The following is a 26,206-nucleotide window of genomic DNA, read 5'->3' as shown; positions in this document are numbered from 1 at the left end:
TACAAATGAGCTTAAGAATTAGACTTTTTTTAGTTGGTTTATTACTAAGTAATATTCAACTATTTGCGCAACAAACTTTTACCGTTTCAGGAACGGTAACTGATATTAAAGAAATGCCCATTCCCGGGGTTAACATTATAGTTTTAAATACTACTCGGGGTACACAGACCGATTTTGATGGTAATTTCTCCCTTTCGGTATCTGATGGTGAAGTATTACAATTCTCATATATTGGATTTGCAGCACAGACGGTTGTTGTAGCCGGTCAGACAAATCTAAATATCGTTCTTCAAGAGGATGTTAGCCAATTGGATGAAGTTGTGGTAATCGGTTATGGGGAGCAAAAGCAAAAAAATGTAACCAGTGCCCTAACCAAAATTGGAGGTGAAGAACTTGAAAATTTTGCTGTGGCCCGGGTTGAAAACGCCCTTCAAGGTAAAGTTGCAGGTTTACGTATTCAGACCACATCTTCTGAGGCGGGTGGTGATCCACAAATTACCCTAAGGGGACCAGGTTCAATAACAGGGTCATCCTCTCCACTTATTGTAGTCGATGGTATTGTCCTGGGAAATGATCCAGACCTTTTGGCTACTATTGATAACAATAACATTGCATCCTTAAGTGTTTTAAAGGATGCTGCATCTGTGGCCATATATGGTTCGCGGGGTGCGAATGGTGTAATATTATTGACTTTAAAGGAAGGTGTTGCCGGAAAAACATCATTTACGTACAACACATTTACAGGTATTAAATATTCAAGAAACAATAAGAACTTTAATACCACAATTGCACAGGAAAGGTCTAGACTGAATGGTTTGCAAGGTGTAGTTGATGCCATCTCTCCCAGTAGTGAAAACTTTGATAGAATTACGAATGACTACAATGTTGCATATGCTGAACTGGAAGCGATGGACTTTATTGCTTCATTGGGAGATGGCGAGCAAAATTGGCAAGATGAAGTTTTTCCTGGTGGTACGATAACCAGCCATTCTTTTTCTGCTAGAGGAGGAACAGAATTGACAAAATATACCGCTTCAATGAGCTATCTCCGAGATGAAGGGATTGCTTTAATCGATGATTTTAAAAAGTATAACGCAAGAATAAAAGTAGATAGTAAATCAAAAAACGGTAAAATTAAGTTTGGTACAAACATTCGTGCAAACTTTATTGACCAAGATAGGTTGCCGGCCCGATTTACAGATCCATTAAGACAATACGGACATTTGCCCTTATTTCTAAATGAAGATCATTTGGATTATGTCACAAACTTTTCAAGGGATATAGGTGTTTCAACAGATGCAGGAGCGCAATTCGAAAATCTTGGTGTAGGCAGTTATGGTTTCTCGAGAGCTTTCGACCATGTATTTACAGTTGATCCAAATAATCCAAGGGCAATTGCAAGAGATCCAAGTACGGGATTACCGTTAGTTAGTGATTTAACCTCTGGTGGATTGACGTTATCCACAACAAGAAACGTACATCCTTTGGCTCATTTTCTTGAGCGTTCGAATACCAAGAACCAAATTAACTTAAATGCTTCTGCTTACTTTGATTTTAAATTGGCAGACGGATTGAACTTTAGACAAGCTGTATCAAGTGTGTTTAGGCATACCCGGACCAATCAACAAGACAATGTCCTAGGTCAAGAAAACAGAGATCAAGAATCGTTCAGATTGGTTAGAAAAGATGAACTGTACCAGTATGCTTTTGAATCTTTGTTGACCTACAACAAAAGTTTGGGCAAACATAATTTCAATCCAGTACTCGGTTTTGAATACACTTATAGGAACTTTTTAAGACAAGAATCCGAAGCGGTTGGCTTTACCAATGATTTCAATGAGAATATTGCGCTTGCCGATAATGGAACCACCTTTACCTTGAATGGTGAAGATAAATTGGTGTCGTATTTTGGTCGATTGAACTATGACTACGATGGTAAGTACCTGTTTCAGGTATCGGCCCGTGCCGATGGGAGTACAAGGTTCGGACCCAATACCCGATTTGGGTTTTTCCCTGCAGCTGCTGTTGGATGGAATGTATCCAGTGAAGACTTTTTATCATCGAGTGAATTCATTACCTTCTTAAAGCTTAGAGCAAGTTATGGTGCTTCTGGATCCAATGAAATATCCAACAATGTTTTTGATTCCCTATACCGTTTTGAAGAGACCTTTAGTACTGTGGGGTACAATGACGGCGTGGGTGTTAAAGCGACGACCTTGCCCAATGCGGATTTGGGTTGGGAAAAGATAATCGAATTCAACCCAGGTATCGACATTACTTTTGGTAGAGGGTTATTGAGCCTTACTGCAGATTACTACGTGAGAACGAACGAAGATTTGATTCTTTTTGCTCCTATCGCGGCCACTTATGGAGCTGATGCTTGGTTGCAGAATCTTGGAGAGGTCAAAAATGAAGGTGTTGAGATTGTGGCCAGTACTAGGTTGTGGAGAACCGAAAATTTTAGATGGAATGCGTCAGGACAATTCACCTTGAATAGAAACACTGTGGAAAGCTTGGGCCAAAATGAACAGATTATTTCCAGAATAGATCAAGATACCCGGCCAACAGAGTTTATCGCTCGGGTAGGACAGCCTATAACCTCCTTCTACGGTTTTGTGTATGATAGGGAGATACCACTGGAATGGGTAGACAATCCCTTTAATAGGTTCAATAACGATTTTGCCGATGTATATGTTAAAGATTTGAACAACGATGGTGTCATTGACGACGAGGATAGAACCGAACTAGGAAATCCATATCCAGATTTTGAATGGGGTTTTAGCTCTGATCTTACTTACAAAGATTTCGACTTGTCATTCCAATGGCAAGGGTCGCACGGAGCCGAAGTTAGGGTTGCCGATTTGGACCAGTTGTATTATGCCAGTGAATCTGCGGTAAATGAGGTGGCCAGTTTTCCAGATGCCGATTTGACGGTGCATCGTAGGTTTACGGACGATCATATTCAAGATGCTTCGTTCATCGCTTTGAGAAACTGCACTTTTGGTTATACCGTACCCAGCGAGTTGGGAGAAAGATATGGCTTTGATAAATTACGCTTCTATGTAACGGGCGAGAACCTCTTATACTTTTTTGCCGAAGGTTACGAAGGCTTCAATCCTGAAGCGGTAGGGCAAACCTCAAATAATGCAAATACCCCACTCACTTTTGGCTATCAAAGAGGTGATGGTCCAATAGTTCGATCAGTATCACTAGGGATTAATTTTCAATTTTAATCAGTTATGAAAAGAATATATAAACCAGTAGTAGTTTGTTTTTCCTTGATTGCTTTGTTTGTAAGCTGTGCAGAGGAACTTGACCTAAGTAACCCCACGGCACTCTCATTGGAAGAGTTGCTTCAAACTGATGATGGATTTCTATTGTTGGCAAATGGGGTGTTGGATGCGTATCAAAAAGTGCCCGCCAACGAATTTTTGTTGACCGAACTTCGTTCAGATAACGTTAGGGCAAATACAGAAAATGGAAACTTCCCTTTAATAGCGTCATATAATGTCGATGTCAACAATGGGGATGTAGCTACATATTATTCCAATAATATGGCTACGATAAAGCATGCAAATACAGTTATTGACAACCGGTTTTTAGCTCCAGAAAGTCAACAATTCACTGTTGGAGAAGCTTATTTTATGCGAGCTTTATGTCATTTTAATCTAGTTAGGGCCTATCAAAATGTTCCCTTTATTGATAAGGTATTGGATATAAACGAAGATGAGGCTTTGGACTATCCTCAGTTACCAGAAGCTGAAGTTTATGATAGAATTATCGAAGATTTTAGGACTTCAATAGCTTTTCTTAACGGTGGTGAACAGAATAGGTACAGGCCTACAGAAGGTGCGGCAATCTGTATGGCGGCAAAAGCCTATCTCAGTCAGCCAAATCCTAATTATGTAGAGGCTGAATTACTATTGGCCTCTGTAGTGGAAAACAATGCAGCTTTCAATTATGACCTATTGTTTGTTGAAAGGGATGATGCAGAGAACTTTGTGTTTAATCCAGACCCTTTAGATCCTGGTGTTGACTTACTTACAGATGCAGAGTATAATGCCAATTTATCCATACTATATGGCAATATATTTGGTAATGAGTTTTCGGGTGGTTTTTCAGAATCCGAGATAGTCTTAGATGGTAGTTGGTCAAACAATCCAGGATTGGAAATCAACGATGAGATTGTATTCTCTATTGCTTATGATTTGTTCAGTAGTGATAACTATGTAACGAGTGATAGTGGTCTGGACGATCAAGTTGAAACCGATTCGGAATCGCATAGTTTTGCCATGACCCTGCAAGGGCCCTCAAACGGTGTAAATATTGCGACACTTGACTTTTTGGAAGTGATGACTCCAGAACTGCAACCCGTAAGATTTCCTGCCAGTATCCAAGTATTGTCCTATAACCCAAGTGTTATCACAAATGATACGTTTAATGATAAGTTTCCTACCGACGGGGAAATAGGCGATAACGACTGGATTATTTTGAGATATGCCGATGTTTTATTGTTGTATGCTGAGGCAATTTTAGCTGGTGGTGAAAGTACTACAGACCCCAGGGCCGTTGCTGCATTCAATCAAGTAAGGGTAAGAGCAGGTCTAGAGGAGGTCGTTAACTTGACAAAAGATGCCCTGTTGGAAGAGCGAAGGGTAGAGTTTGTTTACGAAAATCAACGCTTATATGATTTGATTCGATTTGGTGAAGCAGACAATATCTTACAGCAATTTTCTGATGAAAACAGTCTGTTTTACACAAGCGAGCGAAAATACCTTCCATTTCCGCAACGGGAGATAGACAATTTACCGAATTTTTATGAGCAGAATCCTGGATACTAAAATTAACTACGATGAAAACAAATTTATTTAATTTAAAATGGGGTGTTTTAGGAATAGTGATTTCCTTGATATCCTGTGTTAGTGATGATTTAGCAGAGGTTGGGGATAATGTGGATTTAACTGGTCCTACACCTTTTTACAACTTGGCTGACATTTCCACTTCGGAATTTGATTGTAATGATGTTGAGTTATCAGCAAATTATGAGATTAACTTTCAGGCTGGCTCCAATTTGGCGGTCAATGGAACACAATACCAATGGTCTGTTGAGCCAGCTGAAGGAATTACTTTGATCAATAAAGATTTACCTATTTTAAAGCAATTGATAGAAGCCGAGCTTGCTACGGTGGTCGCACTGGAAGAAGAAATCGCAAAAATAGAATTTAGGATACCCTGTGAAGAAGATTCAGATAGAGTAGAAGTTTTGGAAGCTGAAGTTGCTGCTCTAGAGGCACAATTGGCATTAGCTGAAGCTGCAGTTTCAGATGAGACGCGGCAAAATGTTAAAAATTTAGAGGATCAAATCGCCGCTTTACCTCCAGCAACATTGCAAGATCGTGAACTCATTATTTCATTCCCGGGTCCAGGAGATTATAGTGTTGGGTTGGTGGTGACCGATAACTTAGGTAAGTCAGAAACCACAGAACGAACGGTGATTGTAAATCAAGCTGTTCCTACAATAGCCGTTCCAGAAATAGCGGAACCCAGTTTTGAGGACAATAGCTTATTTGATGGCACAGGTGATGGAAGGGATTCGTGGAGAGTGCCAAACAATGATGACTGGAGCCCTTTTGGAGCTGGTACAACGGTTATCCAAATCAATTCGACATCTATAGAAGGTAGGTTGCCCGATGGTTTTCAAGCTGCCAAATTTCCTTCTGACGGAGCTAGGGTCGCCTATCAAGAAATTGATGTGACACCTGGAGCAGAATATGTACTCACCTATTTTAGTGAGTTCGATGACAGTAGCTTTGGTGATATTACCGTATCCATATTAAATCCTAATACTGCCAATTACACGGAATCGCTACTGGACGAAAATATTGTTGCATCAAGGACAGATAGCAATGTTGGTCGAGTTAGCGATGTTTTCAAGCAACATGCGATCACATTTGAAGCAGGTGAGAACGAAAGTGTCATTATATATGTAACGAATACCGGTGTTGAGAGTAGACTTGATTCTTTCGCCATAAGTGTTAAACAATAGAAAAATTTATCATGCAGAAAAAAATAAAATATTCCGTTAGCAGCGTTATAGCACTGGTGTTTTTGGCTGTAGGCTTTCAATCTTGTTACGATTCAACGTTTGAAGAATTTGTTCCGCCTACAGGTAATGTAAACAACATACAGCCAAATACACTCTTTACAACGAGTACAGATGCTGATGATAACCTGACCGTGGTTTTTAGAAGTTATTCTACAGATGCGACATCTTATTTATGGGATTTTGGTGATGGTAATACTTCGTCAGAAGCAAATCCTAACTATACCTATGCTACAGGTGGTCTATTTAAAGTAAAATTGACAACGACCAGTTCAGATGGTTTAATAGCTATAGATTCTACAGAAGTATCGCCTATTGCTGTTGATTTTGATTTTGATACAATAGATTCGGAAGTCATTTTTGAGAATTTGACCACGGGTGCCAGTTCATTGGTGTGGGATTTTGGAGATGGCGAAACGCTTGATTGGAACGCTGAAGATACCGAAGAAGATACAGACTTTAGTCCAACTTATATCTATTCCTCTGCTGACGTTTTTGAAGTAACACTAACAGCAACTAATTTTCTGGGCGTTGAGGTAGCTACCAGTAAAATTATCCAAGATTTGGAATTGTCCACGGTACCTGATTTTACCTTTTCCGTTTCATCTTTGACTGTTGAGTTTACAGATGATTCACTTTTAGCGGTATCCCACAGTTGGGACTTTGGGGATGGCAATACCTCTGAAGAAGTTAATCCTACCCATGTATACGCTGCCGATGGCACCTATGATGTTACGTTGACTACGACCAATGATGCAGGTGTTTCAAAAAGTATTACCAAAGCAGTTCCTGTAGGGGGTATTGAAGCAACATTTGCTGCGGTTATACAAAATGCTGATTTTGAGACCTATCCCACTGCGCAGAACAATAATAATGACCTTGTAGATGCTTGGACCGTAAATCCAGACAATACCTTTAATGATGGTACTGACACTCCTTTTGATTTCTGGAGAAATGAAGATTTGGAAGCATGGGTTTCCAACCCTGCCAACAATGGAGGTTCTGGAACCACGGATAAAGCAAGTTCATCTGGAACCGATGCACAATCAGCAGGGGGTACTTCGGGTAGATCGCTTAAGTTCGATAGTTCTGGTGAAAGAGCCTACCAACCATTTGAAGTTGAAACTGGTGTAGAATATTCCATTTCTGCTTTTGTAAGAACGGAAATGACTCCAATTGGGGACTTAGAGGGCACATTCTATATTTTATCCGATCAACCAAGTGCAGATACGGAATTGGCTTCTTTGGCACTGGTTACTCAGCCAGTAACTTCTGATGCCGTAGACGGTTGGCAACAAGTTTCCTTCAACTTTACTGCAGATGCCACATTTAGCTTTCCCCAAAGTAGGGTAGATGAAAATGTGAATGACATCTTAGTATCGACAGACCAGAAATTTGTTATTTTCTATTTTGTTCCTACAACTACAGTAACTTCGGATAATGAGGTATTCTTGACAGATATTGTGATAACTACACCAGGATTCTAAAGAACAGATAAATAAATCATTTCAAAGATGAAGTGCTTCCGAAAAGAAATAGTAAGTTTTATTTTGATAACATTTCTATCTGCTAACGCTATTTGTCAAGACATGACAAATAGCGTTACAGAATCGGATGTGAAGGTTGAAAAACGTAAAAAGAAGAAAAAGAAATATAAGCTGCCCAAGGTCGATTTAAGTCATTGGAAGGTCACCATACCAGAAGGTAGCGGTAAAGGCGGTGCCATTAGTGTAGAACCACCAGAGATTTTGGACTATGCTACCAATGAAGTTTTAAAACCTTATATGTACAACGATTCTACCACTGGCGCCATCACCTTTTATGCTTATCCATCAAAAGCGACTACGGCAAATACCAAATATTCAAGATCTGAGCTTCGGGAGCAAATGGTACCGGGTGAAGACAACGTAAACTGGACCTTTGCAGACGGTGGTTACCTAAGGGCAAAAATGGCAATTGATGAAATCTCTAAGAAGGATGATGGCAAATATCATAGAACTATTGTAACGCAGATTCATGGCAGGTTGACCAACGAACAAAAAGAATTTATCGGTCAAAAAGACAATAATGCTCCGCCCATATTAAAGATTTATTGGAAAGATGGCAAGATTAGGGTAAAGACCAAAGTATTGAAATATGCCGGAGTATCTGATGAAGGAATCTTACTTAAAGAGGCTTGGGGAGATGATGAAGGCCGCACATTTGAAGAAGAAGTCGGTTTTAGAAAATTTGTAATTGAAGTAAAAGTTTCTGACGGTAAAATGGTCGTCTCTTTAAATAAAAACGAATTCTTTGTTTACGATAGTCAAAGCATCAAAAGATGGGGTGTTTTTGAAAATTATTTTAAGGTAGGCAACTATTTTCAGACAAGGGATAAAGGCGCATACGCCAAGGTCAATTTGTATGAATTGTCTGTTGAGCACTGAAACTTTTGTTTTTAGTAATATGAATCTGAAGTCCATCGGTTAATAACCAAAAAGTAAAGTATTGAAGAAGTTGATTTTCTTTTTTTGTTTCTTATTGATACTTGTTTCATGTCAGGATACTAATTCGGATTTGTTAGACGAAGAAGCTGAGGCCGTGAAAGATGAAGTTGTTGATGATGAGGTAGCGGATGCAGACGCTGATACTGAAGACAAAACGTTTAAAATACCTGAAATTGATTTGAGTAATTGGAAGGTGACATTGCCTATAGGTGAAAATGGAAAACCGATAGAAGTCGAGCCTCCCGAGATTTTAAATTATGCTACAAATGAGACCTTGAAACCTTTTATGTACAACGATTCCATTGAAGGTGCTTTGGTATTCTATACCTATCCTGGAGTAACTACGCAAAATTCTTCGAGGTCTAGAACGGAATTAAGGGAGCAAATGATTGCAGGTAGTAATACTGTGAATTGGAAATTCTCTGATGGCGGTAGAATGAAAGGGACCTTAAGGATGGAAGAGATTTCAAAAGATGATACTAATGAATATCATAGGACCATGGTCATGCAAATTCATGGTCGTTTGACAAACGCACAACGTGATTTGATTGGACAAAAAGATAATAATGCCCCACCTATGCTCAAAATTTATTGGAACAAGGGAAAGGTAAGGGTGAAGACCAAGGTTCTTAAAAATCCTAATGCTTCAGATACGGAAGCATTACAAACGGATGCATGGACGGATGATGGAGGTTTTAATTTCAGTGAGGAAGTAGGGTTTGATAAATTCTCATTGGAGGTTTTGGTTTCCGATTGCAGAATGGAAGTAACTTTAAATGATGCGGAATCGATAGTCTATGAAGATGATAATATAAAAAGATGGGGAATTTTTGAAAATTACTTTAAGGCAGGAAATTATCTGCAGACAACGGACACAGGTGCATACGCTAAAGTTAAATATTATGATTTACTGGTTGAACATTAATAAGATTTTGAGTTAGTAGTTTAGTTTAGAAGAGCGGGCGCTATAGTACATAAAAGGACGAATAGCGTCCATTCTTGTCAAATTGAAGTACTTTAATAAAAATAGGCCTTTATTGTTAAAGTTATTTTATAAATTTAACAAACCAATCTGGTTAACCAATTTCATAAATTTTTAAAATACTATGAAAGTTGAAATACTAACAAATTACGAAAAGCACGATGTACAACAGAAAATAATTGCAAAGCTTCGTGATTTAATTGAATACAAGAATTTAGAGCCCGGAGATAAATTACCATCGGAACGGATGTTGTCCGAAAAGTTTGAGGTGAGCAGAAGTAATGTTAGAGAGGCGATACAGAAATTGGAGTTTTTTGGAATTTTGAATTCGAAGCCTCAAAGCGGAACTTTCATCGCAGATATTGGTAGGGTAGCCATGAGCGGTATGTTGGACGATATTTTACGTTTAGAGGACCCAGATTTCAAATCTCTCGTAGAAACAAGGATTCTGCTGGAGTTGAAGACAGTAAAACTCGCTTCGTTAAGGAGGACAGAAGAAGATTTAGTTAAAATGAGGGATGCCCTTGATGCATATAAGAACAAAGTTCTCAACGAGCAGGATGCAGTAGAGGAAGATTTACTTTTTCATCTGGCCATAGCCAATGCAAGTAAGAATAGTACCATGAATACGTTCATGTTGATAATTACCCCAGAAATCATTACAAATTTTGAGAAGTATCATGTTTGTGATAGCAATCAATCCTTTTTAGGAATTCAAGAGCATGAAGATATTTATGAAGCCATAAAAAAGCAGGACCCAAAAATGGCAAGAGAGAAAATGAAGGTCCATTTTAAAACGCTGTATCAATACTGTTACAACACAAAAGAATAGAAAGTATAGGTTGAAGATAGAATTGCACGCTTTTATCAACAACAATTAAAATAACGGAGGGAAGTAAAACTTAGCAAAACATTTGTATACCTGCCAATTTGTGGCTTGCCATATCCATCAGGTTTAGTTTTTATAAGTTTTTGATAATGAGAATGCCATTTGACAATGATCAGGCTTTTCATAATGCTATCAAGTACTTTTCCAGTTAACTATAAAATAAACAAATATGAAAATTAAAGGTTTAAGATGGGTAATTATTGGGTTGATATTTATAGCCACGGTTATAAATTACATAGACAGAAGCGCACTCGGAATAATGTGGGGGGGATTGGACAAGGAAGGAACAATAGCCCATTCACTTAACTTAACAAAAGAGCACTATGCATTAATTCTTAACATCTTTATGGTGGCTTATGCCCTGGGACAATTGTTTTCGGGAAAGCTGTTCGATAAAGTTGGAACAAGAATAGGTTACGTAATCAGTATTGGAGTCTGGGGATTGTCCTCTTTCTTGCACTCAACGGTTAGAGGATTGTTTTCCATTGCAATCTTTAGAAGCACGTTAGGCTTGTCAGAAGCGGGTAATTGGCCTGGAGCAGTAAAGAGTAATGCCGAATGGTTCCCAATTAAAGAACGGGCCATAGCGCAAGGATTGTTTAATGCCGGGGCATCTATAGGTTCTGTAATTGCTCCTATCCTTATTGCCTCCCTATTTGTGGCTTACGGTTGGAGAATAACCTTTATGGTAGTCGGTTCTTTTGGAATTTTATGGATTATCCCATGGTTGCTGATCAACAAGGCTGGACCTAAGAAGCACCCTTGGATTACCGAGGAGGAACAAAAATTTATTGTCGAAGGACAAAGTGAAGCTGACCAAAAGGCGACAGAAGGTACCAAAGGTAAAAGTCTAAAAGAAATCCTTTCCTATAAAGAATCGTGGGCAGTTGTTGTCGGTCGTTTCTTTTTAGAGCCTATCTGGTGGTTGTTTGTTGGTTGGATGCCCATTTATTTGTTTGATGTGTATGGATTCAATGTAAAGGAAGTAGGGGCATTTTTATGGGTACCTTATGTAGGAGCAGCTGTTGGTAGTATAGCTGGGGGGTTTGTTTCTGGAAAGATTATCGCAAAAACAAATTCGATAGATAAAGGAAGAAAGACCACTATTTTTATTGGAGGTTTCATTATGTTGTTGGGACTTATAGCAACTGTTCTTATTGGTGATACAGCTGAAAAATTTGTGGGGATTGTGTTTCTTGTATTATTTGGATTCCAATTTGCAATTAGTAATGTACAAACACTACCAAGTGACTTCTTTAGTGGAAAATCTGTAGGTTCCTTGGCCGGATTAGGTGGAATGATCGGAGTATTCTCTGTAATTGTCATGAATTTCCTTGTGCCTTTGGTTGTTGATAAATTTTCATACACCCCCATTTTTATAGCGATAGCAGTATTTGTCCCTCTTGGAGTAGCGGCCATTTATTTCTTTGCAAGAAAAATTCAATCAGTAGAAATTTAATAATCAGAATACAAATTAAAATAGTAAATAGTGATGAGTGATTTAAACGGAAAAGTTGCCGTAGTAACAGGTGCTACAGGAGGTATAGGCTTTCAAGTAGCTAAAAGGCTTGGTAAAGACGGATATACCGTAATTCTAAATGGTATAGAAGATGAAGCCGGGGTTGAAAGAGTAAAAGAACTTACTGCCGAAGGTATTACGGCTGAGTACTATGGTTTTGATGTTACCAATGAGGAAGCGGTGACTTCAAATATTAATAAAATTGGAGAAAAATACGGTAAAATAGATGTCCTTATTAACAATGCTGGGGGCTTGGGAGGAAGATCCCGATTCGAAGATATGACCACCGAATTTTATAGAGGTGTAATGGCATTAAATCTTGATTCGACCTTTTTCTGTTCAAGGGCTGCCATCCCATATCTGAAAAAAGGGGAAAACGCTTCCATAATCAATTATACCTCGATTGCCGGTTGGAATGCAGGAGGGCCTGGTGCAGGTGTTTATGGGACGTCCAAAGCAGCGGTACATGCCATTACCAGGGCTTTGGCGAAAGACCTTGCAGAATATGGTATTAGAGTGAACGCAGTATCTCCCGGTACAATTGATACGCCGTTTCATACCCAGATAAAATCCACTAAACCCGAAGTATTTGCGTCTTGGAAGAACAATATTTTATTGGGTCGATTAGGAGAGCCAGAAGATGTAGCTGCTGTTGTTTCCTTTCTGGTCAGCGATAATGCTGCTTTCTTGACTGCTGAAACTATCCAAGTAACAGGTGGACAAGGGTTGGGAATTTAAACGTACTGTATTAAGAGAATTTTTGTGATGTAAATCATGTGCTGAATGCTCTATGTGATGTACTTTTATGGATTGAAGATTCCACAAGCAGTGACTTTTTTATGTTTTAAAGAAACTTAACCACTGGTTACTGGTTGAATTATAGAGATAACTTAATGGTTTATCGTTTAACCATGCCAAAATATAGCAAATCAAAAAATTAAAATTATATAATGAAAAAAGTAGTGACCTTTGGAGAGATTATGCTGCGTTTGGCGCCTCCGGGATTTTTAAGGTTTTCCCAGACCAACACCTTTGATGTTGTATATGGAGGAGGAGAGTCCAATGTAGCAGTATCCTTGGCCAATTATGGAGTTCCAGTAGATTTTGTGACCCGCCTTCCTGACAATGATATAGGGCACTGTGCCTTGATGGAGATGCGAAAAAGGGGAGTGGGTACAGATAAAATTGTATACGGAGGAGACCGTTTGGGTATTTATTTCTTGGAGACCGGAGCGGTTAGCAGAGGCAGTAAGGTTGTCTATGACAGAGCTCACTCGGCAATCTCGGAAATTGAAAAGGGGATGATCGATTGGAACAGTGTTTTTGAAGGTGTTGAATGGTTCCATTGGACAGGAATAACCCCTGCCATTTCTCAAGGAGCAGCTGATGTTTGCCTAGAAGCCGTAAAAGCTGCTAGTGATTTAGGTATTACTATTTCCACAGATTTGAACTATCGTGCTAAATTATGGAATTATGGAGGAGACCGCGAGGCGATAATGACCGAGCTTACATCCTACTGTGATATTGTTCTTGGGAACGAGGAAGATGCCGAGAAACATTTTGGTATCAAACCAGAAGGATTGGATATAACCACACAAGGGGAGCATGTAAAGGCCGAAGCATTCTTATCGGTCTGTACCCAAATGATGGAAAAATTCCCAAAGGCAAAAAAAGTGATAACTACCTTAAGAGGTTCCATATCGGCTTCCCACAATACATGGGCAGGCGTGCTTTATGACGGAAAGACCATGTTCAAATCCCCAGAATATCAAATAACCCATATTGTTGATAGAGTTGGAGGAGGAGACTCGTTTATGGGTGGACTGATTTATGGGTTGCTGAAATATCCTGAGGATGACCAGAACGCATTAAACTTTGCCGTTGCCGCTTCTTGTTTGAAGCATACCATAAAAGGAGATGCAAACTTGGTAACAGTTTCAGAAGTAGAGAAGTTAATGGGTGGTGATGCTTCAGGAAGAGTAGCTAGATAACGATAACTTATGGCACAATATTCAAGATTGGAAGTAATACAGGTGATGCAGGACAACGGAATGGTTCCGTTGTTCTATCATCCAGATATTGAACTTGGTAAAAAAGTATTGAAGGCTTGTTATGATGGCGGGTCACGGTTACTGGAGTTTACGGCTAGGGGCGACTTTGCCTTTGAGGTATTTTTAGAACTGAACAAATTTGCAATAAAAGAACTCCCGGGAATGATAATGGGAGTGGGCTCTATAACAGACGCGGCGGCGGCCTCAATGTTTATGCAGATGGGAGCAAACTTTATCGTTACACCTTCTTTAAGAGAAGATATTGCAATAGCTTGTAACAGGAGAAAAGTACTTTGGTCACCGGGTTGTGGCTCATTGACAGAGATTAACCGTGCCGAGGAACTAGGTTGTGAACTGGTAAAATTATTTCCGGGCTCCACTTATGGGCCAGGATTTGTAAAGGCCATAAAAGGGCCTCAACCGTGGACGAGCATAATGCCCACAGGAGGAGTAAGCACTGAGGAAGACAATCTAAAAGGATGGTTCGATGCTGGTGTAACCTGTGTTGGTATGGGTTCTAAACTCATTTCTAAAACAATATTGGAGAAACAAGATTTTGAAGGGTTAAAAGAACTAGTTGAAAAAACGTTGCGTACCATTCAAAATATCAAATCCTGATAATATTTTATAGAATTAAATAGCTAGATAGTATTTCCTTTAGTATTATTTATCAAATGAATGATGAAGGTCTATGAAGTTTGACTGTCTTGCATAAAGCAGTACTTTTAAATAAATAAACTTATTGCTTTGTGTATTATGAACATCAGTGGTAAAAATATTTTGGGCAATCATCTTTCAAGTAAAGGGAATACTATCTTTTATGCCAAAAACCCTTCAACGGGAAAAGACTTGGCTACTTCATTTTATGAAGCTACTGAAGAAGAAATAAGTGACGCGATTAACTATGCTGAAAAAGCGTTTGTAATCTATCGGGAAAAATCTGGACAGGAAAAAGCTTCTTTCTTAGACGCGATTGTTTCGAATTTACAGGAACTTGAGGAGGACTTAATTAAGTTATGTAGTCAGGAAACAGGTCTGCCAGCTGGCAGACTAAAAGGAGAACTGGGTCGTACAACTGGACAATTAAAACTTTTTGCCTCCGTATTAAGAGATGGTTTCTGGGTAGACGCAAGAATAGATTTAGCAAATCCAGAAAGAAAACCAGTTCCCAAACCAGATATTCGTTATATGCAAATGCCTTTGGGTCCTGTTGGTGTTTTTGGAGCCAGTAATTTCCCATTGGCTTTTTCAGTAGCTGGTGGTGATACCGTCTCGGCCTTGGCGGCAGGTTGTACTGTTGTCGTAAAGGCTCATCCTTTACATCCGGGAACTTCTGAATTGGTTGCCAAAGCAATAATCACGGCGGCCAAGAAATTTAATATGCCCAATGGTGTATTCTCAATGGTCCATGGAGTTTCTCATAAGGTTGGACAAGCAATAGTTCGGCATCCATTGATAAAAGCGATTGGATTTACGGGTTCATTTAAAGGAGGAAAGGCTTTGTTCGATGAAGCGGCAAAGCGAACTGAACCAATTCCTGTATATGCAGAGATGGGCAGTGTAAATCCGGTATTTGTTCTGCCTCAGGCCTTAAAGGAAAAGTATAAGACCATTGCAAAAGGATTATCGGATTCTGTTCAGTTGGGAGTGGGTCAATTTTGTACCAATCCAGGGATTACGGTACTTCCTAAAGTGAATGAGACTCCTCTTTTTAAGGAAGAATTGAGAAATGCAATTTCAACTTCGGAATCAGCAACGATGTTGTCAGCTTCTATTCAAAAAGGATATGAATCCGGGCTTGAAAAAATAAAATCCAAGACTAAGGTCAAGTCCATTTCAAAGGGTGTGAAAAGTGGAGGATATAATCAAGGCGCGCCTGAAATTGTCTCTGTTTCGACAAACATTTTTTTGGAAGACAAAGATTTGGAAGAAGAGGTTTTTGGCCCTTCAACACTTTTGATACAAACCCAAGAAAAAGATGAAATGTTAGCTATAGCAAATAGTCTGCATGGACATCTTACAGCAACAGTTCATGGTACTGAAGACGACTTAAAAGCTCATGTTGAGCTATTGAAGATTTTGGAACGCAAGGTGGGTCGGGTATTGATCAATGGTTTTCCAACCGGTGTTGAGGTAAGTTACGCTATGGTTCATGGTGGGCCTTTTCCAGCTACTACGGATGCCAGAATGACATCTGTAGGTACAGCTGCCATAACTAGATATACCAGACCGGTGTGCTTTCAAAACTTTCCGGATGCTTTGCTACCAGACGAACTGAAACAAGGAAATCCGTTGAACATTTTAAGAATGGTCGATGGGAAGTATGTGACTCCAAAAAGTTGAAAATAGACATATTGTTATAATTCCCATCGTATACCTATCCCAGCATACTGATTTGTGTATCCTCTAAAAGACCTAGCATCAATATCTGTATAGTTTGTCGTGCGAACACGGCTATAGGCTTCTGCGGTTAGTGCAAAACCATTTTTTCCGATTAGATGCTCAGCATTCAAAGAAATATCCATATACTGGTATTTGATTTTTTCTCCAATTGATCCATTATTGTCCCTAGCTTCAAGAGTAGTATAATTTCTAGTCAGATATTTTAAAGATGAACGTACTCTTGTTACATCGTTGTTAAAATCAATTCCCAATGAAGGTCCCGTTTGTGTAAACCCAGAGCGTTTATCCATATTATCTATTCGTGCATAGTAGGTATAGCTGGGTTCAATATCCAAGTTTTTAGTAATAGGTAGTTCGTAGAATGCGGTAGCTTTTACATAACTCCAATCTCGTTCTCCCGAAGTAATTACATCGGAAGCATTGAAGGTATCGTACAATCGTTTTTTGATATATGAATTTATACCGTAAGAATGACGAAGGCGGTTCACCCTAAATTGTTGCTTAGTATTCACTTGAAGACCAAACTCATTGAACTGAAGGTCACGAATTCCAAAGGCATCAAAATCTTTAAAGTTGTAAAAAGCCATAAGGGTGGTTTTATTCTTCTTTATTGGCCTTATTTCCAATCCTGTACGGACACCATAGTTCGTATATCCAAGTGGATTCACCAAAACATCTTGGGCGCCATCTAAACCTTCCCTGTTCATTCTTTTAAAGGATAGTTGGGCTAAAAATTCTGTGCTCTTACCTATTTCACGGTCATATTTTGCATTCACGTTAAGGCTCCAATAACTGTCATCAAAGTTATCGTAGAACAAACGGGCATTTGGACTGGCCGAAAGACGAAGTCGGTTACCCTTCCATTTGATTCTATAATTGTAATCAGCATAAATATCTTCATAAGAACTGCTAGAGATAAGGTCGTCTTCTGTAAAGAGAATGGTGTCCTGCCGAACCTCTGTAGGGCTTTTGAAATAATTGTACTCGTACCCAGCTGCTGTGCCCATAACAAAACGTTGTTTGCTTTCTTGTGAAAAAATGAATGACGTTGCCAGTACGTAAATCAATAGGACTATTAGTATAATTATTCTAGTTTTCATAATGGTCAATAATTTGAAGTTTTGTGTTACGCTAATAGAACAGGCTTCTACTTATTTACCCCACCCCTTAAAAACAAAAAATCCAGCCTTTTGAAGCTGGATTTTTTAAGTGGGAGTAGGTCGTTCTGTTTAGTAGTTATCCTTTACGGCGTTTTCCAATCCGCATTTATTTACAAGTTGTATTCCTAAACCAGGACGTACGTTGATTTCCATAATCTGAGGTCCTTTAGCCGCATCGATAACCAAATCTATACCTAGGTAGTCCAACGGAAAGACTTTTGATGTTTTTATGGATAATGCTATCATTTCTTTCCAATACGGAATCGGTTTTCCAAATATTTTGATTGGATTGTCAGGATGATGGTCCAAATATCGATTTCCATCATAAACTTGGGTAAGGGTTCCTTTTTCTAGATTAACCCCTATGCCAACGCCTCTTTGGTGTAGGTTGGCTTTACCGTCAGATTTTGATGTGGGCATGCGCAACATTCCCATGATAGGTTTTCCTTTAAGGGTAATGACCCTAAAATCGGGTACCCCTTCATCATAGATTTCCGCAAAAAAAGGATGGGGGACTATACATTCCTCTATTAAACAACTATCCGAAGAATTCATGGAGAAGAAACCCGAGACGATACTGGTAATATGTTGGAAGATTTGAGCTTCTGTAATGATTTTTTCTCCGCTTTTCCATTGTCCATCAGAAGTCTTTTTTAAGATTTTAATCCCACCACCTCCACAACCATTGGCCGGTTTTATGGCCATGGCATTTTTGTCTTGGCAAGATTTCCATTTTTTCTTGATTTCGCTGACCTTGGTTATTATACTGTATGTTTCTGCACATGCAATATTATTTCTATGTAGAATTTCTTTAGTTTTTACCTTATCATCTGCAAGACTATAGTGTTCTCTTTTATTATTGGGGTATATCAATTCCAGATTTCTTTTATTGAGCCCCATAACACCGTTCGGATTCTTTATTTGAAATAGCTTATGCAACATGGCTGTATGGTTTTGGATTTAACAAAGGTTTAAATCGAATCAGTTCTGTCCAACGTAGGCCAATATATTTGCCCAATAGCATAGCCAGTATGATGACAATGAAAAGAATTTCAGGAAATAGAATTAGAATGGAAGACAACCATTGATTGGATAGCATATAGAAGCAGAAGCTCACTGCTATCAGGGTTTGAAAAAGTGTTCCCGTCGCTTTTTGAAAACCATCTTCAATGATTAAAGTTGAAAACCGTTCGGCAGAAATTGTTAAGATTATTGTGGGGAAGAAGGTCAATGCTGTCAACCAGGTTATTTCATGTAGCGTTCCAATATAAGAACCCAAGGTCATTACCAGTACCATCAGTGTTAGCGATATTACCAGCTTGGGTGTATGCAGTAGGCCTAAATTATTGAACGGTCTGGAAATCAACCCAACAAAAAGAATAAGGAAAATAAAAAGAATTATTCCTGTTAAGAAACCAGTTTCCAGTAATGCAAATGCTATTAAAACTGGAAGGAAAACACCAAAAGTTCGTAACCCGACCACATTTCTCAGGAATGCAACCAATAATCCACCAATGGGTAACATTAAAAGAAGTAACAATGCATCTGTTGAGATAATCTTATTTTCAACAAGCCCCCATAATGAGATTACGGATATCTCACTGACCTCTTTAGCATTCATGTTCAAAAAGGGCACTTTGTGCTGTTTATTGATTTCGTAGATGTAATCTAGTTGAATGTTGGGTGTATGTGTAATTAAAAATTCATCCCCTTCATATAGTTCTAGATAATTAGGGGGCAGGTAAGCAAAATGGCCATTTAAGGGATCAAAGGGAACCCATTTATCATTAATATTGACCTCTACCCATGCATGAGAAGTTCTCTTGTTCGTTTCTTCTAGAATAATACCCCCTTTAATTTTTGCTGGATACCCCAGATTTCTTGCCAAAGCGACCATTAACCTACTTTTTCCATTACATGAAGCCCTGTTTTGGTCTAAGACCGTAATTGCGTCTGTCAAGTTTATAATAGGGGCGACAGGAACGTTATAGACAAAATCAAATATATTTTGGATTCGTTGCCTGTCATTTTGTGAATCTTTGGACAATTCTTTGGCCTTATGGGCAATCTTACCGTGGTCTTTTTGAATAAACTCGCTAGATGTTAAAAATTTATTTTGTACAAGATTGTTTTTGGTAAAAAAAGTCGGTACTATGTATGACTTGGGTTTTCCTTCGAAAGTAAATCGGTAGTCAATACTTTCATAAGAGTCTTCTTTTCCAGTAATCCATAGGCCTTTAAGATTATTGCCAACGGCCTGTTTTTCAAATGCCCAATAAGGCTTACCGTCAAATTTTTCGTTAGTTATACGTTGATGTCCATTGTTTTTTGGCAAGTATGTTTTCAATGTCGTCTTTCTTTTGTCGGTCTTTAAAAAATACTTGTAGGTTACCTGATACATTTCTTCCGCATAGAAGTCATCAATATTTTTACTGAGGGGAATTAGCTTCAGCACAAGGGATATGACCACTAAGACCAATATGCCTGTTATAACTGTTCTTAAATTAAAAGAGACCTTCATGACGTATATATTTTATTATTTTTGATACTAGAACAGCCAAAAAAATAAATACCCCACCCCTCCCTTAAAAGAATGCTTAATGGCAGATACTGAAAACTCAGTTTGCGATCAAAAAATTTTCAATCGAATTTTTGATCTTAATTCCCAGACGCTTTGTAACTACCTGTATTACCAATGCGGTGACTTACAACAAGCGGAAGACTTGGCCCAAGAGGCTTTTATAAAGCTTTGGGACAACTGCAAAAAAGTGATTGTGGAAAAGGCCAAAGCCTTTTTGTATACGGTTGCAAAGAATGCTTTTTACAACCAAGTGGCCCATAAGAAAGTTGTGCTGGAATATTCCAAAATTCCCAGAAGCTCATCAAATATTGAAACGCCAGAATATAAAATCGAAGAGCGCGAGTTTATGGAAAAACTCCAAAATGCGATCAATGCACTGCCCGAAGGACAGCGAGAGGTCTTTCTGTTGAACCGGATAGATAAAAAAACGTATAGGGAAATTGCAGAAATGCTTGGGGTATCCCAAAAAGCAGTAGAAAAACGAATGCACAAGGCATTGGTTAAAATGAGAAAAACAATAAAAAATATTTAGGGGTAGGGTAATTCACTTTTAACCTGTTCACTCATTGAATCTATAAAAATGTTTGAAGACAAAAACGATACAATATTAGCCAAATGGTTGGCGGGCGAGCTTACAGCAGAAGAACAGGGCGAGTTTGAAAACGATCCTGAATTTTTGGAGTATCAGCAAATCGTTCAGGGTATGAATCAATTTAAAAAGCCAAGCTTTGATACAGCGTCATTAAAAAGTAAGGTAATGGCTAAAATTGATGAAAGACCAAAAGGAAAAGTAATTCGTCTAAGACCACTTTATTATGCTGTTGGTGTAGCGGCTTCTATAGTATTGATTATTGGTATTTTCTTTAATGAGGTATCCTATGCAACAGCGTATGGGGAACAATTGGTGGTTACACTGCCAGATGGTTCTACAGTGCAGCTTAATGCAGGGACAACAATTGCCCACAACCGTTTTTTTTGGAAAAACAACAAGACGGTAAATCTTAAAGGGGAAGCCTTTTTTAAAGTGGAAAAGGGAGACGGTTTTAAGGTGGAAACCCAATCGGGAACTGTTTCTGTTCTTGGTACGGAATTCAATGTAAGGGCGAGAACTTCCAATTTTTCTTTGACTTGTTACGAAGGGAAAGTAAGATTTGAATCGCCAAATGCAGAAAAAGAAGCGATTTTAAAACAGGGAGATGCTATTGATATTGATGGAAATGGCGTAATAAAGGCAAAGAAAATCCAAAGTGCTTTTCCTTCATGGACCAAAGGAAGCAGTGCGTTTTCCAATGCCGATTTAAGCGAAGTTATCAAAGAATTGGAAGCTCAATATGGCATAACGATACAATATGGTACAACTAATAACGGAGATGGTTTTACGGGCAGCTTTGTTCATGATAATCTAGAAATTGCCCTAAAAACTGTATTTGTGCCTATGGGAATTGCCTACGAGATTTCTGAAGACCAAAAAAAAGTATTGCTAAATACCCAATAAATTTTTCAAAATGAGAAAATTACTGTGCTTATTATTGGTATTGAGTTCATTCAACGCTTTTTGCCAAGAAGGGATTGCCGTTGATTATAACGGCACAAGTTTAAAAGAAGTGTTATTGGATTTAGAATCTAGAACTGCCCTTACGTTTTCTTATTCAGAGAAGTCAATTGCGGGTAAACAGATAACCCTTTCAACTACAAGTGTAACAGAAAGTGCACTATTTGCTGAATTGATGCAACAAACTGAATTGGTTTTTGAAAAAGTTTCGGAAAATCAAGTTATAGTAAGTGTTCCTTCCACAAAAATGGATATCTGCGGTTATTTGTTCGATAGCGACACAAGTACCCCTTTGCCTTATGCTACAGTGCTAGTGGTTGGAACTACCACTGGTGTTACAAGCGATGAAAACGGTTTCTTTCAAATAAAAGATATCGATCAAAGTCAAAATATACTTGTTCAATATGTTGGTTTTGGCGATAAGATTCTAAAGGCATTGGATTATAGTACAGATAATTGTAAAAACATAATTCTACTACCAGAAGCACAATCTTTGAAAGAAGTAGTGGTCTTGGCCTATCTCACTACAGGTATTGATAAGAATACAGATGGGTCGTTTACCTTGAACAATGCCAAACAAGGGATTTTACCGGGTTTGGTAGAGCCAGATGTATTTCAGAGTATACAGTTGATTCCCGGGATTACCAGTCTGGACGAATCCGCTGCGGGAATTCAAATCCGTGGTGGCTCACCGGACCAAAACCTGATTTTTTACGATGGCATCAAAATGTACAATACTGGACACTTTTTTGGAATGATTTCAGCTTTCAATCCATACGTGACGGAAAGTGCTAAAATCTATAAAGGAGGTGCAAGTCCAGAATATGGTGACCGTATTTCGGGAGTTATAGATATCACTACAGATGCTAATGTTCCCGAAAAAACCAATGCAGGGATTGGTATTAATGGTACACATGCAGATGCTTTTTTAAAAGCTGCATTAGGAAAAAAGGCAGCTTTGATTTTATCCGCAAGAAGGTCTTATACAGATGTTTTGAGAACTCCAACGTATACTGCCCTTTCCGAAAAAGTATTTCAAAATACAAAAGTGGTTACAGATGTATCTGGCCAAGTAATAGAAGATGATGATGATGATTTCAGTGAGATTTTAGGTGGTGATAAATTCTTTTTCTACGATGGTAGTGCCAAATTGCTGATTCAACCTTCTAAAAACGATAATATTTCCATTAGTGGGCTTTATACGAACAATGACCTTGATTTTTCCTCAAGAGATGAGGAAGATATAACGGAAGATAGGCTCATCATTGAAAACCAAGGTGCAAGCTTTAATTGGAACGGAACCAAATTTGGTAAATTACAGCATTCAATAAAGGCTTATTACTCCAGTTTTGACAGTGAATATAATAACGTGGTAAGTGAAGATTTGGAAGTGGAGGAACGAAATTTCAGAAGAAATACAGTCGAAGACTATGGTTTGGATTTTAATTTAGCTTACGAATTTGTTCCGCAACATTCCATAAAATTAGGATACCAATATTCTAACTTGGATGTTTTTTTCCAATTGTTTCGGGATGAAGCAGGTGATGATGATATTGAACCAGATGATGATGATGAGATTCCATTGCCATCAACTACAAGAGATTTTAATGTGAGACGGAACAATACCAACCAGACCAACTCTGTGTACGGCGAATACATTTTTAAGCCCCAAAACAAAGGATTGGTAAGTGTGGGTGTCCGAGGCTCTCATTATTCATCTGTTGATGAGCTTTATTTTGAACCTAGGGTCAATATTGAGTATCCACTTTCTCCTATAATTCGTGTAAAAGGCACGGCCGAAGTACGATACCAGCCTGTTAGCCAGATTATCGAATTTGAGGATACACAACTTAGACTGGAAAATAATATTTGGACGCTTTCTGATGGTAATGAAATACCAATTTTGGAGAGCACCCAGTTTTCTGGTGGTTTATTGGTGAACTCAAACGGATGGACATTTGATGTTGACGGGTATGTTAAGAACATAACGGGACTAACCTCTTTTACCAATGGGTTCACAAATGCGGCCGAGGATTTATCACAAGGAGAAAGTGATATTTTTGGAGTTGATGTATTGCTAAGAAAGTCCATTGCAGATTACCGTGTTTGGTTGGGTTATACCTACAATAATGTGGAGTATACGTTTGAAGCATTACAGTCAAACCCTTTTCCTGGAAATAATGATGTGACCCATAATTTTAGAATATCAAATACCTTGGATGTTCAGAATTGGGAATTGTCTTTAGGATGGACTTACAGAACGGGGACTCCCTTTACACCAGTAGATAGCTTTAGTGAAACTACCGGGGATATTGATTTTGGTAGTTTGAACAGCAGACGACTTCCTAATTATCATCGTCTGGACGCTTCTTTGTTATATAAGTTTGGAAAAGCTGAGAACAATGGTTTTCGCGGCACTTTTGGAGTCTCTTTCCAAAACCTATACAGTAGACAAATACCAATATCTGTTTTTTATCGTGTAGATGAAAACCCGGATACAGGTAGGCAAGAGTTAGATCAGATTGAGCAATTGTCACTAGGGTTTATGCCTAATGCCACCTTAAGATTGTTCTTTTGATTAAAACTTAAATCTCCTTTTTCAAGGATTTTATGTCTGTTATCAGCTGGGCTATGGATGATTTGTTCAATCCATTGTAAATACCTCTAATATGCTTTTCTTTATCTATCAGCAAGAAGTTTTCTGTGTGTAAAAAGTCATCAACACTTTTGGGTTCGCCCAAATCATTTTCCACAAAGTAGTGGTCTCGTCCAAGCGTATAAATTTCTTCTTTATCGCCAGTGACCAAATGCCATTTATTGGCCAATATCCCATACTTATCTGCATATGCTTTTAATACAGACACAGAATCTATAGTGGGTGTTACCGAATGTGAGAGTATAAGGACTTCGGAGTCATTTTTAAAAGCTTCTTGTATTTTGGTCATATTGTTGGTCATCTTTAGACAAATACCCGGACAGCTTGTAAAAAAGAAATCTACTACATAAATCCTATTGTCAAAAGTTTTTTGTGTAATGGTGTCACCTAACTGATTAGTTAATTCAAAGTCAGGAATTTTGTGAAATTCTTTTTCTTCATTACTCCCAGGAGTTATCCAATTTGGTGTAAAAAATTCATCGCTAAAGTAGGGTAAGTGCTCAACCCTACTGGTTTCCTCTATACTTGCTGTCGTCTTTTTGACCTCTTTTCTACAACTTGAAAAACCAACCAATAGAAAAATACATAAATAACCAAGGAAATTAATTTTTAGATAGTGCCACATCTTCATTTTCTAGTTTATAACATGAATTAGCTTGCCTCATACCAAAAATCTTTACGCTTTTGGCTTCATAATTCACATACATCTTTTCGTTTTTCAACCATGCCTGCTGCAACTCCATTGGTTTTAAAAACCGACTTTTTACTGTAATCGGTTATCGGAATAATAATCTATGGTATACCCATTTATAATATCGTTTTTAGTTTCTGTTAGGCCTTTCTGGTCTCGGGGCTTTTTCGAATTCCTCTTCGGTGATATAACCATCTTCATCCGAATCAATCTTATCAAAGATATTTTTCAATCGCCCTTTAACTTCTGCTTTTGAAAGTTTTCCGTCCTCATCCTCATCCATTTTTTCCAATAGGTCTTCAAATGAGGGAGGTTCTCTTCTTTCTCTGTTTTGGCCTTGTTGGGCTTTCAAATTACACGAGGCCAATAACCCAATTACTCCAATTGAAATTCCTAATTTTAAAGTGCTGATTTTCATAATTTCATTGTTTTGCTTTTTAAGTTTAGATGCAATAGTTTTTAAAAACTTGTGGGTCTGAATATTTTTTTTCTATACCGATTCTAAAAATCATTCTAAATTGCATAAGGAATTAACCTGATATTTATTGGAGAACAAGCAATTTTTAGAAGATCTTAAAAAACATAAGCAGTCAGCATATGCTCGTTTGTTGGATGAATATCAAGGCATGGTTTTTAATACGTGCCTCTCTTTTGTTCCCAATAAAGAAGATGCCCAAGATATTGCCCAAGAAGTATTTGTTGAGGTTTATAATTCCATTAAAAAGTTTAAGGGCGACTCCAAACTTTCTACATGGATTTATCGAATCTGTGTAAACAAAAGCTTGGAATTCATACGTAAAAAGAAAACGAAAAAACGTTTTGGATTTATGCAATCCATTACTGGAAACATAATACCCATTGACAAATCTTCTTATTTTACCGAGTACAATCATCCAGGTGTACAATTGGAAAACAAGGAGATGAGTGAGCTTTTGTTTAAAGCGATAAATAAATTACCAGAAGCACAAAAAGTGGTGTTTATTTTGCATAAAATAGATGAGATGAGTTATAAGGAAGTGAGTGAAATTACAGAAAAAAGTGTGTCCTCGGTCGAGTCATTGTTATTTAGGGCGAGAAAGAATTTACGGAAGATTTTAACAGAATATTATAAAAATGAATCTTAAGCGCAAGGT

At 38.2% G+C, this 26,206-nt stretch carries 21 protein-coding genes; 16 read left to right on the top strand and 5 right to left on the bottom strand.

Annotated elements, in window-relative coordinates; all coding sequences use genetic code 11:
* Positions 1-5: 5 nt before the first annotated feature.
* The 12 genes from LV716_RS03080 to LV716_RS03020 all read left to right on the top strand — a co-directional run bounded on the left by LV716_RS03080 (position 6) and on the right by LV716_RS03020 (position 16,373).
* Positions 6-3,233, top strand: a complete 3,228-nt coding sequence (locus tag LV716_RS03080; protein WP_163416330.1) for a SusC/RagA family TonB-linked outer membrane protein — start codon at positions 6-8, stop codon at positions 3,231-3,233.
* 6 nt (positions 3,234-3,239) lie between these two features.
* The gene (locus LV716_RS03075) at positions 3,240-4,841 is read left to right on the top strand and encodes a RagB/SusD family nutrient uptake outer membrane protein (RefSeq protein ID WP_163416329.1); all 1,602 of its coding nucleotides are present in this window, start codon (positions 3,240-3,242) and stop codon (positions 4,839-4,841) included.
* A gap of 11 nt (positions 4,842-4,852) precedes the next feature.
* Positions 4,853-6,046, top strand: a complete 1,194-nt coding sequence (locus tag LV716_RS03070) for a hypothetical protein (protein ID WP_163416328.1) — start codon at positions 4,853-4,855, stop codon at positions 6,044-6,046.
* A gap of 11 nt (positions 6,047-6,057) precedes the next feature.
* Positions 6,058-7,590: a PKD domain-containing protein gene (locus tag LV716_RS18440; protein ID WP_163416327.1), complete on the top strand. Its 1,533-nt coding sequence runs from the start codon at positions 6,058-6,060 to the stop codon at positions 7,588-7,590.
* 27 nt (positions 7,591-7,617) lie between these two features.
* A complete protein-coding gene (locus LV716_RS03055) occupies positions 7,618-8,529 on the top strand; it encodes a polysaccharide lyase family 7 protein (protein ID WP_163416326.1) in 912 nt (303 codons plus the stop codon).
* A gap of 61 nt (positions 8,530-8,590) precedes the next feature.
* Positions 8,591-9,514, top strand: a complete 924-nt coding sequence (locus LV716_RS03050) for a polysaccharide lyase family 7 protein (RefSeq protein WP_233759218.1) — start codon at positions 8,591-8,593, stop codon at positions 9,512-9,514.
* A 181-nt stretch (positions 9,515-9,695) separates the two neighbouring features.
* Positions 9,696-10,403, top strand: a complete 708-nt coding sequence (locus LV716_RS03045; RefSeq protein WP_163416325.1) for a FadR/GntR family transcriptional regulator — start codon at positions 9,696-9,698, stop codon at positions 10,401-10,403.
* Between the two features lie 226 nt (positions 10,404-10,629).
* The gene (locus LV716_RS03040; RefSeq protein ID WP_163416324.1) at positions 10,630-11,919 is read left to right on the top strand and encodes an MFS transporter; all 1,290 of its coding nucleotides are present in this window, start codon (positions 10,630-10,632) and stop codon (positions 11,917-11,919) included.
* Positions 11,920-11,952: 33 nt separating this feature from the next.
* The gene (locus tag LV716_RS03035) at positions 11,953-12,717 is read left to right on the top strand and encodes an SDR family NAD(P)-dependent oxidoreductase (RefSeq protein ID WP_163416323.1); all 765 of its coding nucleotides are present in this window, start codon (positions 11,953-11,955) and stop codon (positions 12,715-12,717) included.
* Between the two features lie 212 nt (positions 12,718-12,929).
* Positions 12,930-13,970, top strand: coding sequence for a sugar kinase (locus LV716_RS03030; protein ID WP_163416322.1), 1,041 nt, complete (start codon positions 12,930-12,932; stop codon positions 13,968-13,970).
* 9 nt (positions 13,971-13,979) lie between these two features.
* Positions 13,980-14,648, top strand: a complete 669-nt coding sequence (locus LV716_RS03025; RefSeq protein WP_163416321.1) for a bifunctional 4-hydroxy-2-oxoglutarate aldolase/2-dehydro-3-deoxy-phosphogluconate aldolase — start codon at positions 13,980-13,982, stop codon at positions 14,646-14,648.
* Positions 14,649-14,786: 138 nt separating this feature from the next.
* On the top strand, positions 14,787-16,373 hold the full coding sequence (locus tag LV716_RS03020) for an aldehyde dehydrogenase (NADP(+)) (RefSeq protein ID WP_163416320.1): 1,587 nt from the start codon (positions 14,787-14,789) through the stop codon (positions 16,371-16,373).
* A 14-nt stretch (positions 16,374-16,387) separates the two neighbouring features.
* On the opposite strand, the gene LV716_RS03015 is transcribed toward LV716_RS03020, so the two are convergent.
* From LV716_RS03015 to LV716_RS03005, 3 genes are all read right to left on the bottom strand, one after another.
* On the bottom strand, positions 16,388-17,533 hold the full coding sequence (locus LV716_RS03015; protein WP_163416319.1) for a hypothetical protein: 1,146 nt from the start codon (positions 17,531-17,533) through the stop codon (positions 16,388-16,390).
* A gap of 129 nt (positions 17,534-17,662) precedes the next feature.
* Complete coding sequence (locus LV716_RS03010; protein WP_163416318.1) at positions 17,663-18,535, bottom strand: sugar-transfer associated ATP-grasp domain-containing protein; 873 nt, start codon at positions 18,533-18,535, stop codon at positions 17,663-17,665.
* Complete coding sequence (locus LV716_RS03005) at positions 18,525-20,114, bottom strand: 7TM domain-containing protein (RefSeq protein WP_163416317.1); 1,590 nt, start codon at positions 20,112-20,114, stop codon at positions 18,525-18,527. The genes LV716_RS03010 and LV716_RS03005 overlap by 11 nt, the downstream gene beginning before the upstream one ends.
* Positions 20,115-20,193: 79 nt before the next feature.
* On the opposite strand from LV716_RS03005, the gene LV716_RS03000 reads away from it, so the two are divergent.
* The 3 genes from LV716_RS03000 to LV716_RS02990 are packed head-to-tail and all read left to right on the top strand — an operon-like array spanning position 20,194 to position 24,304.
* The gene (locus LV716_RS03000) at positions 20,194-20,706 is read left to right on the top strand and encodes an RNA polymerase sigma factor (RefSeq protein ID WP_163416316.1); all 513 of its coding nucleotides are present in this window, start codon (positions 20,194-20,196) and stop codon (positions 20,704-20,706) included.
* A 48-nt stretch (positions 20,707-20,754) separates the two neighbouring features.
* Positions 20,755-21,669 (top strand): FecR family protein, encoded by a 915-nt coding sequence (locus LV716_RS02995; RefSeq protein WP_163416315.1) that lies wholly within the window; start codon positions 20,755-20,757, stop codon positions 21,667-21,669.
* Between the two features lie 10 nt (positions 21,670-21,679).
* Complete coding sequence (locus tag LV716_RS02990) at positions 21,680-24,304, top strand: TonB-dependent receptor (protein ID WP_163416314.1); 2,625 nt, start codon at positions 21,680-21,682, stop codon at positions 24,302-24,304.
* 7 nt (positions 24,305-24,311) lie between these two features.
* On the opposite strand, the gene LV716_RS02985 is transcribed toward LV716_RS02990, so the two are convergent.
* Both LV716_RS02985 and LV716_RS02980 read right to left on the bottom strand, forming a co-directional pair.
* Positions 24,312-25,013, bottom strand: a complete 702-nt coding sequence (locus tag LV716_RS02985) for an SCO family protein (RefSeq protein WP_163416313.1) — start codon at positions 25,011-25,013, stop codon at positions 24,312-24,314.
* Positions 25,014-25,203: 190 nt separating this feature from the next.
* Positions 25,204-25,491, bottom strand: coding sequence for an EF-hand domain-containing protein (locus tag LV716_RS02980; RefSeq protein WP_163416312.1), 288 nt, complete (start codon positions 25,489-25,491; stop codon positions 25,204-25,206).
* A 127-nt stretch (positions 25,492-25,618) separates the two neighbouring features.
* On the opposite strand from LV716_RS02980, the gene LV716_RS02975 reads away from it, so the two are divergent.
* On the top strand, positions 25,619-26,197 hold the full coding sequence (locus tag LV716_RS02975; protein WP_163416311.1) for an RNA polymerase sigma factor: 579 nt from the start codon (positions 25,619-25,621) through the stop codon (positions 26,195-26,197).
* Positions 26,198-26,206: the final 9 nt, after the last annotated feature.

Source organism: Flagellimonas sp. HMM57 (assembly GCF_021390175.1).
GTDB lineage: Bacteria > Bacteroidota > Bacteroidia > Flavobacteriales > Flavobacteriaceae > Flagellimonas.
The sequence above is the reverse complement of the archived record's forward strand: the minus strand, read 5'-3'. Positions and strand labels throughout refer to the sequence as shown.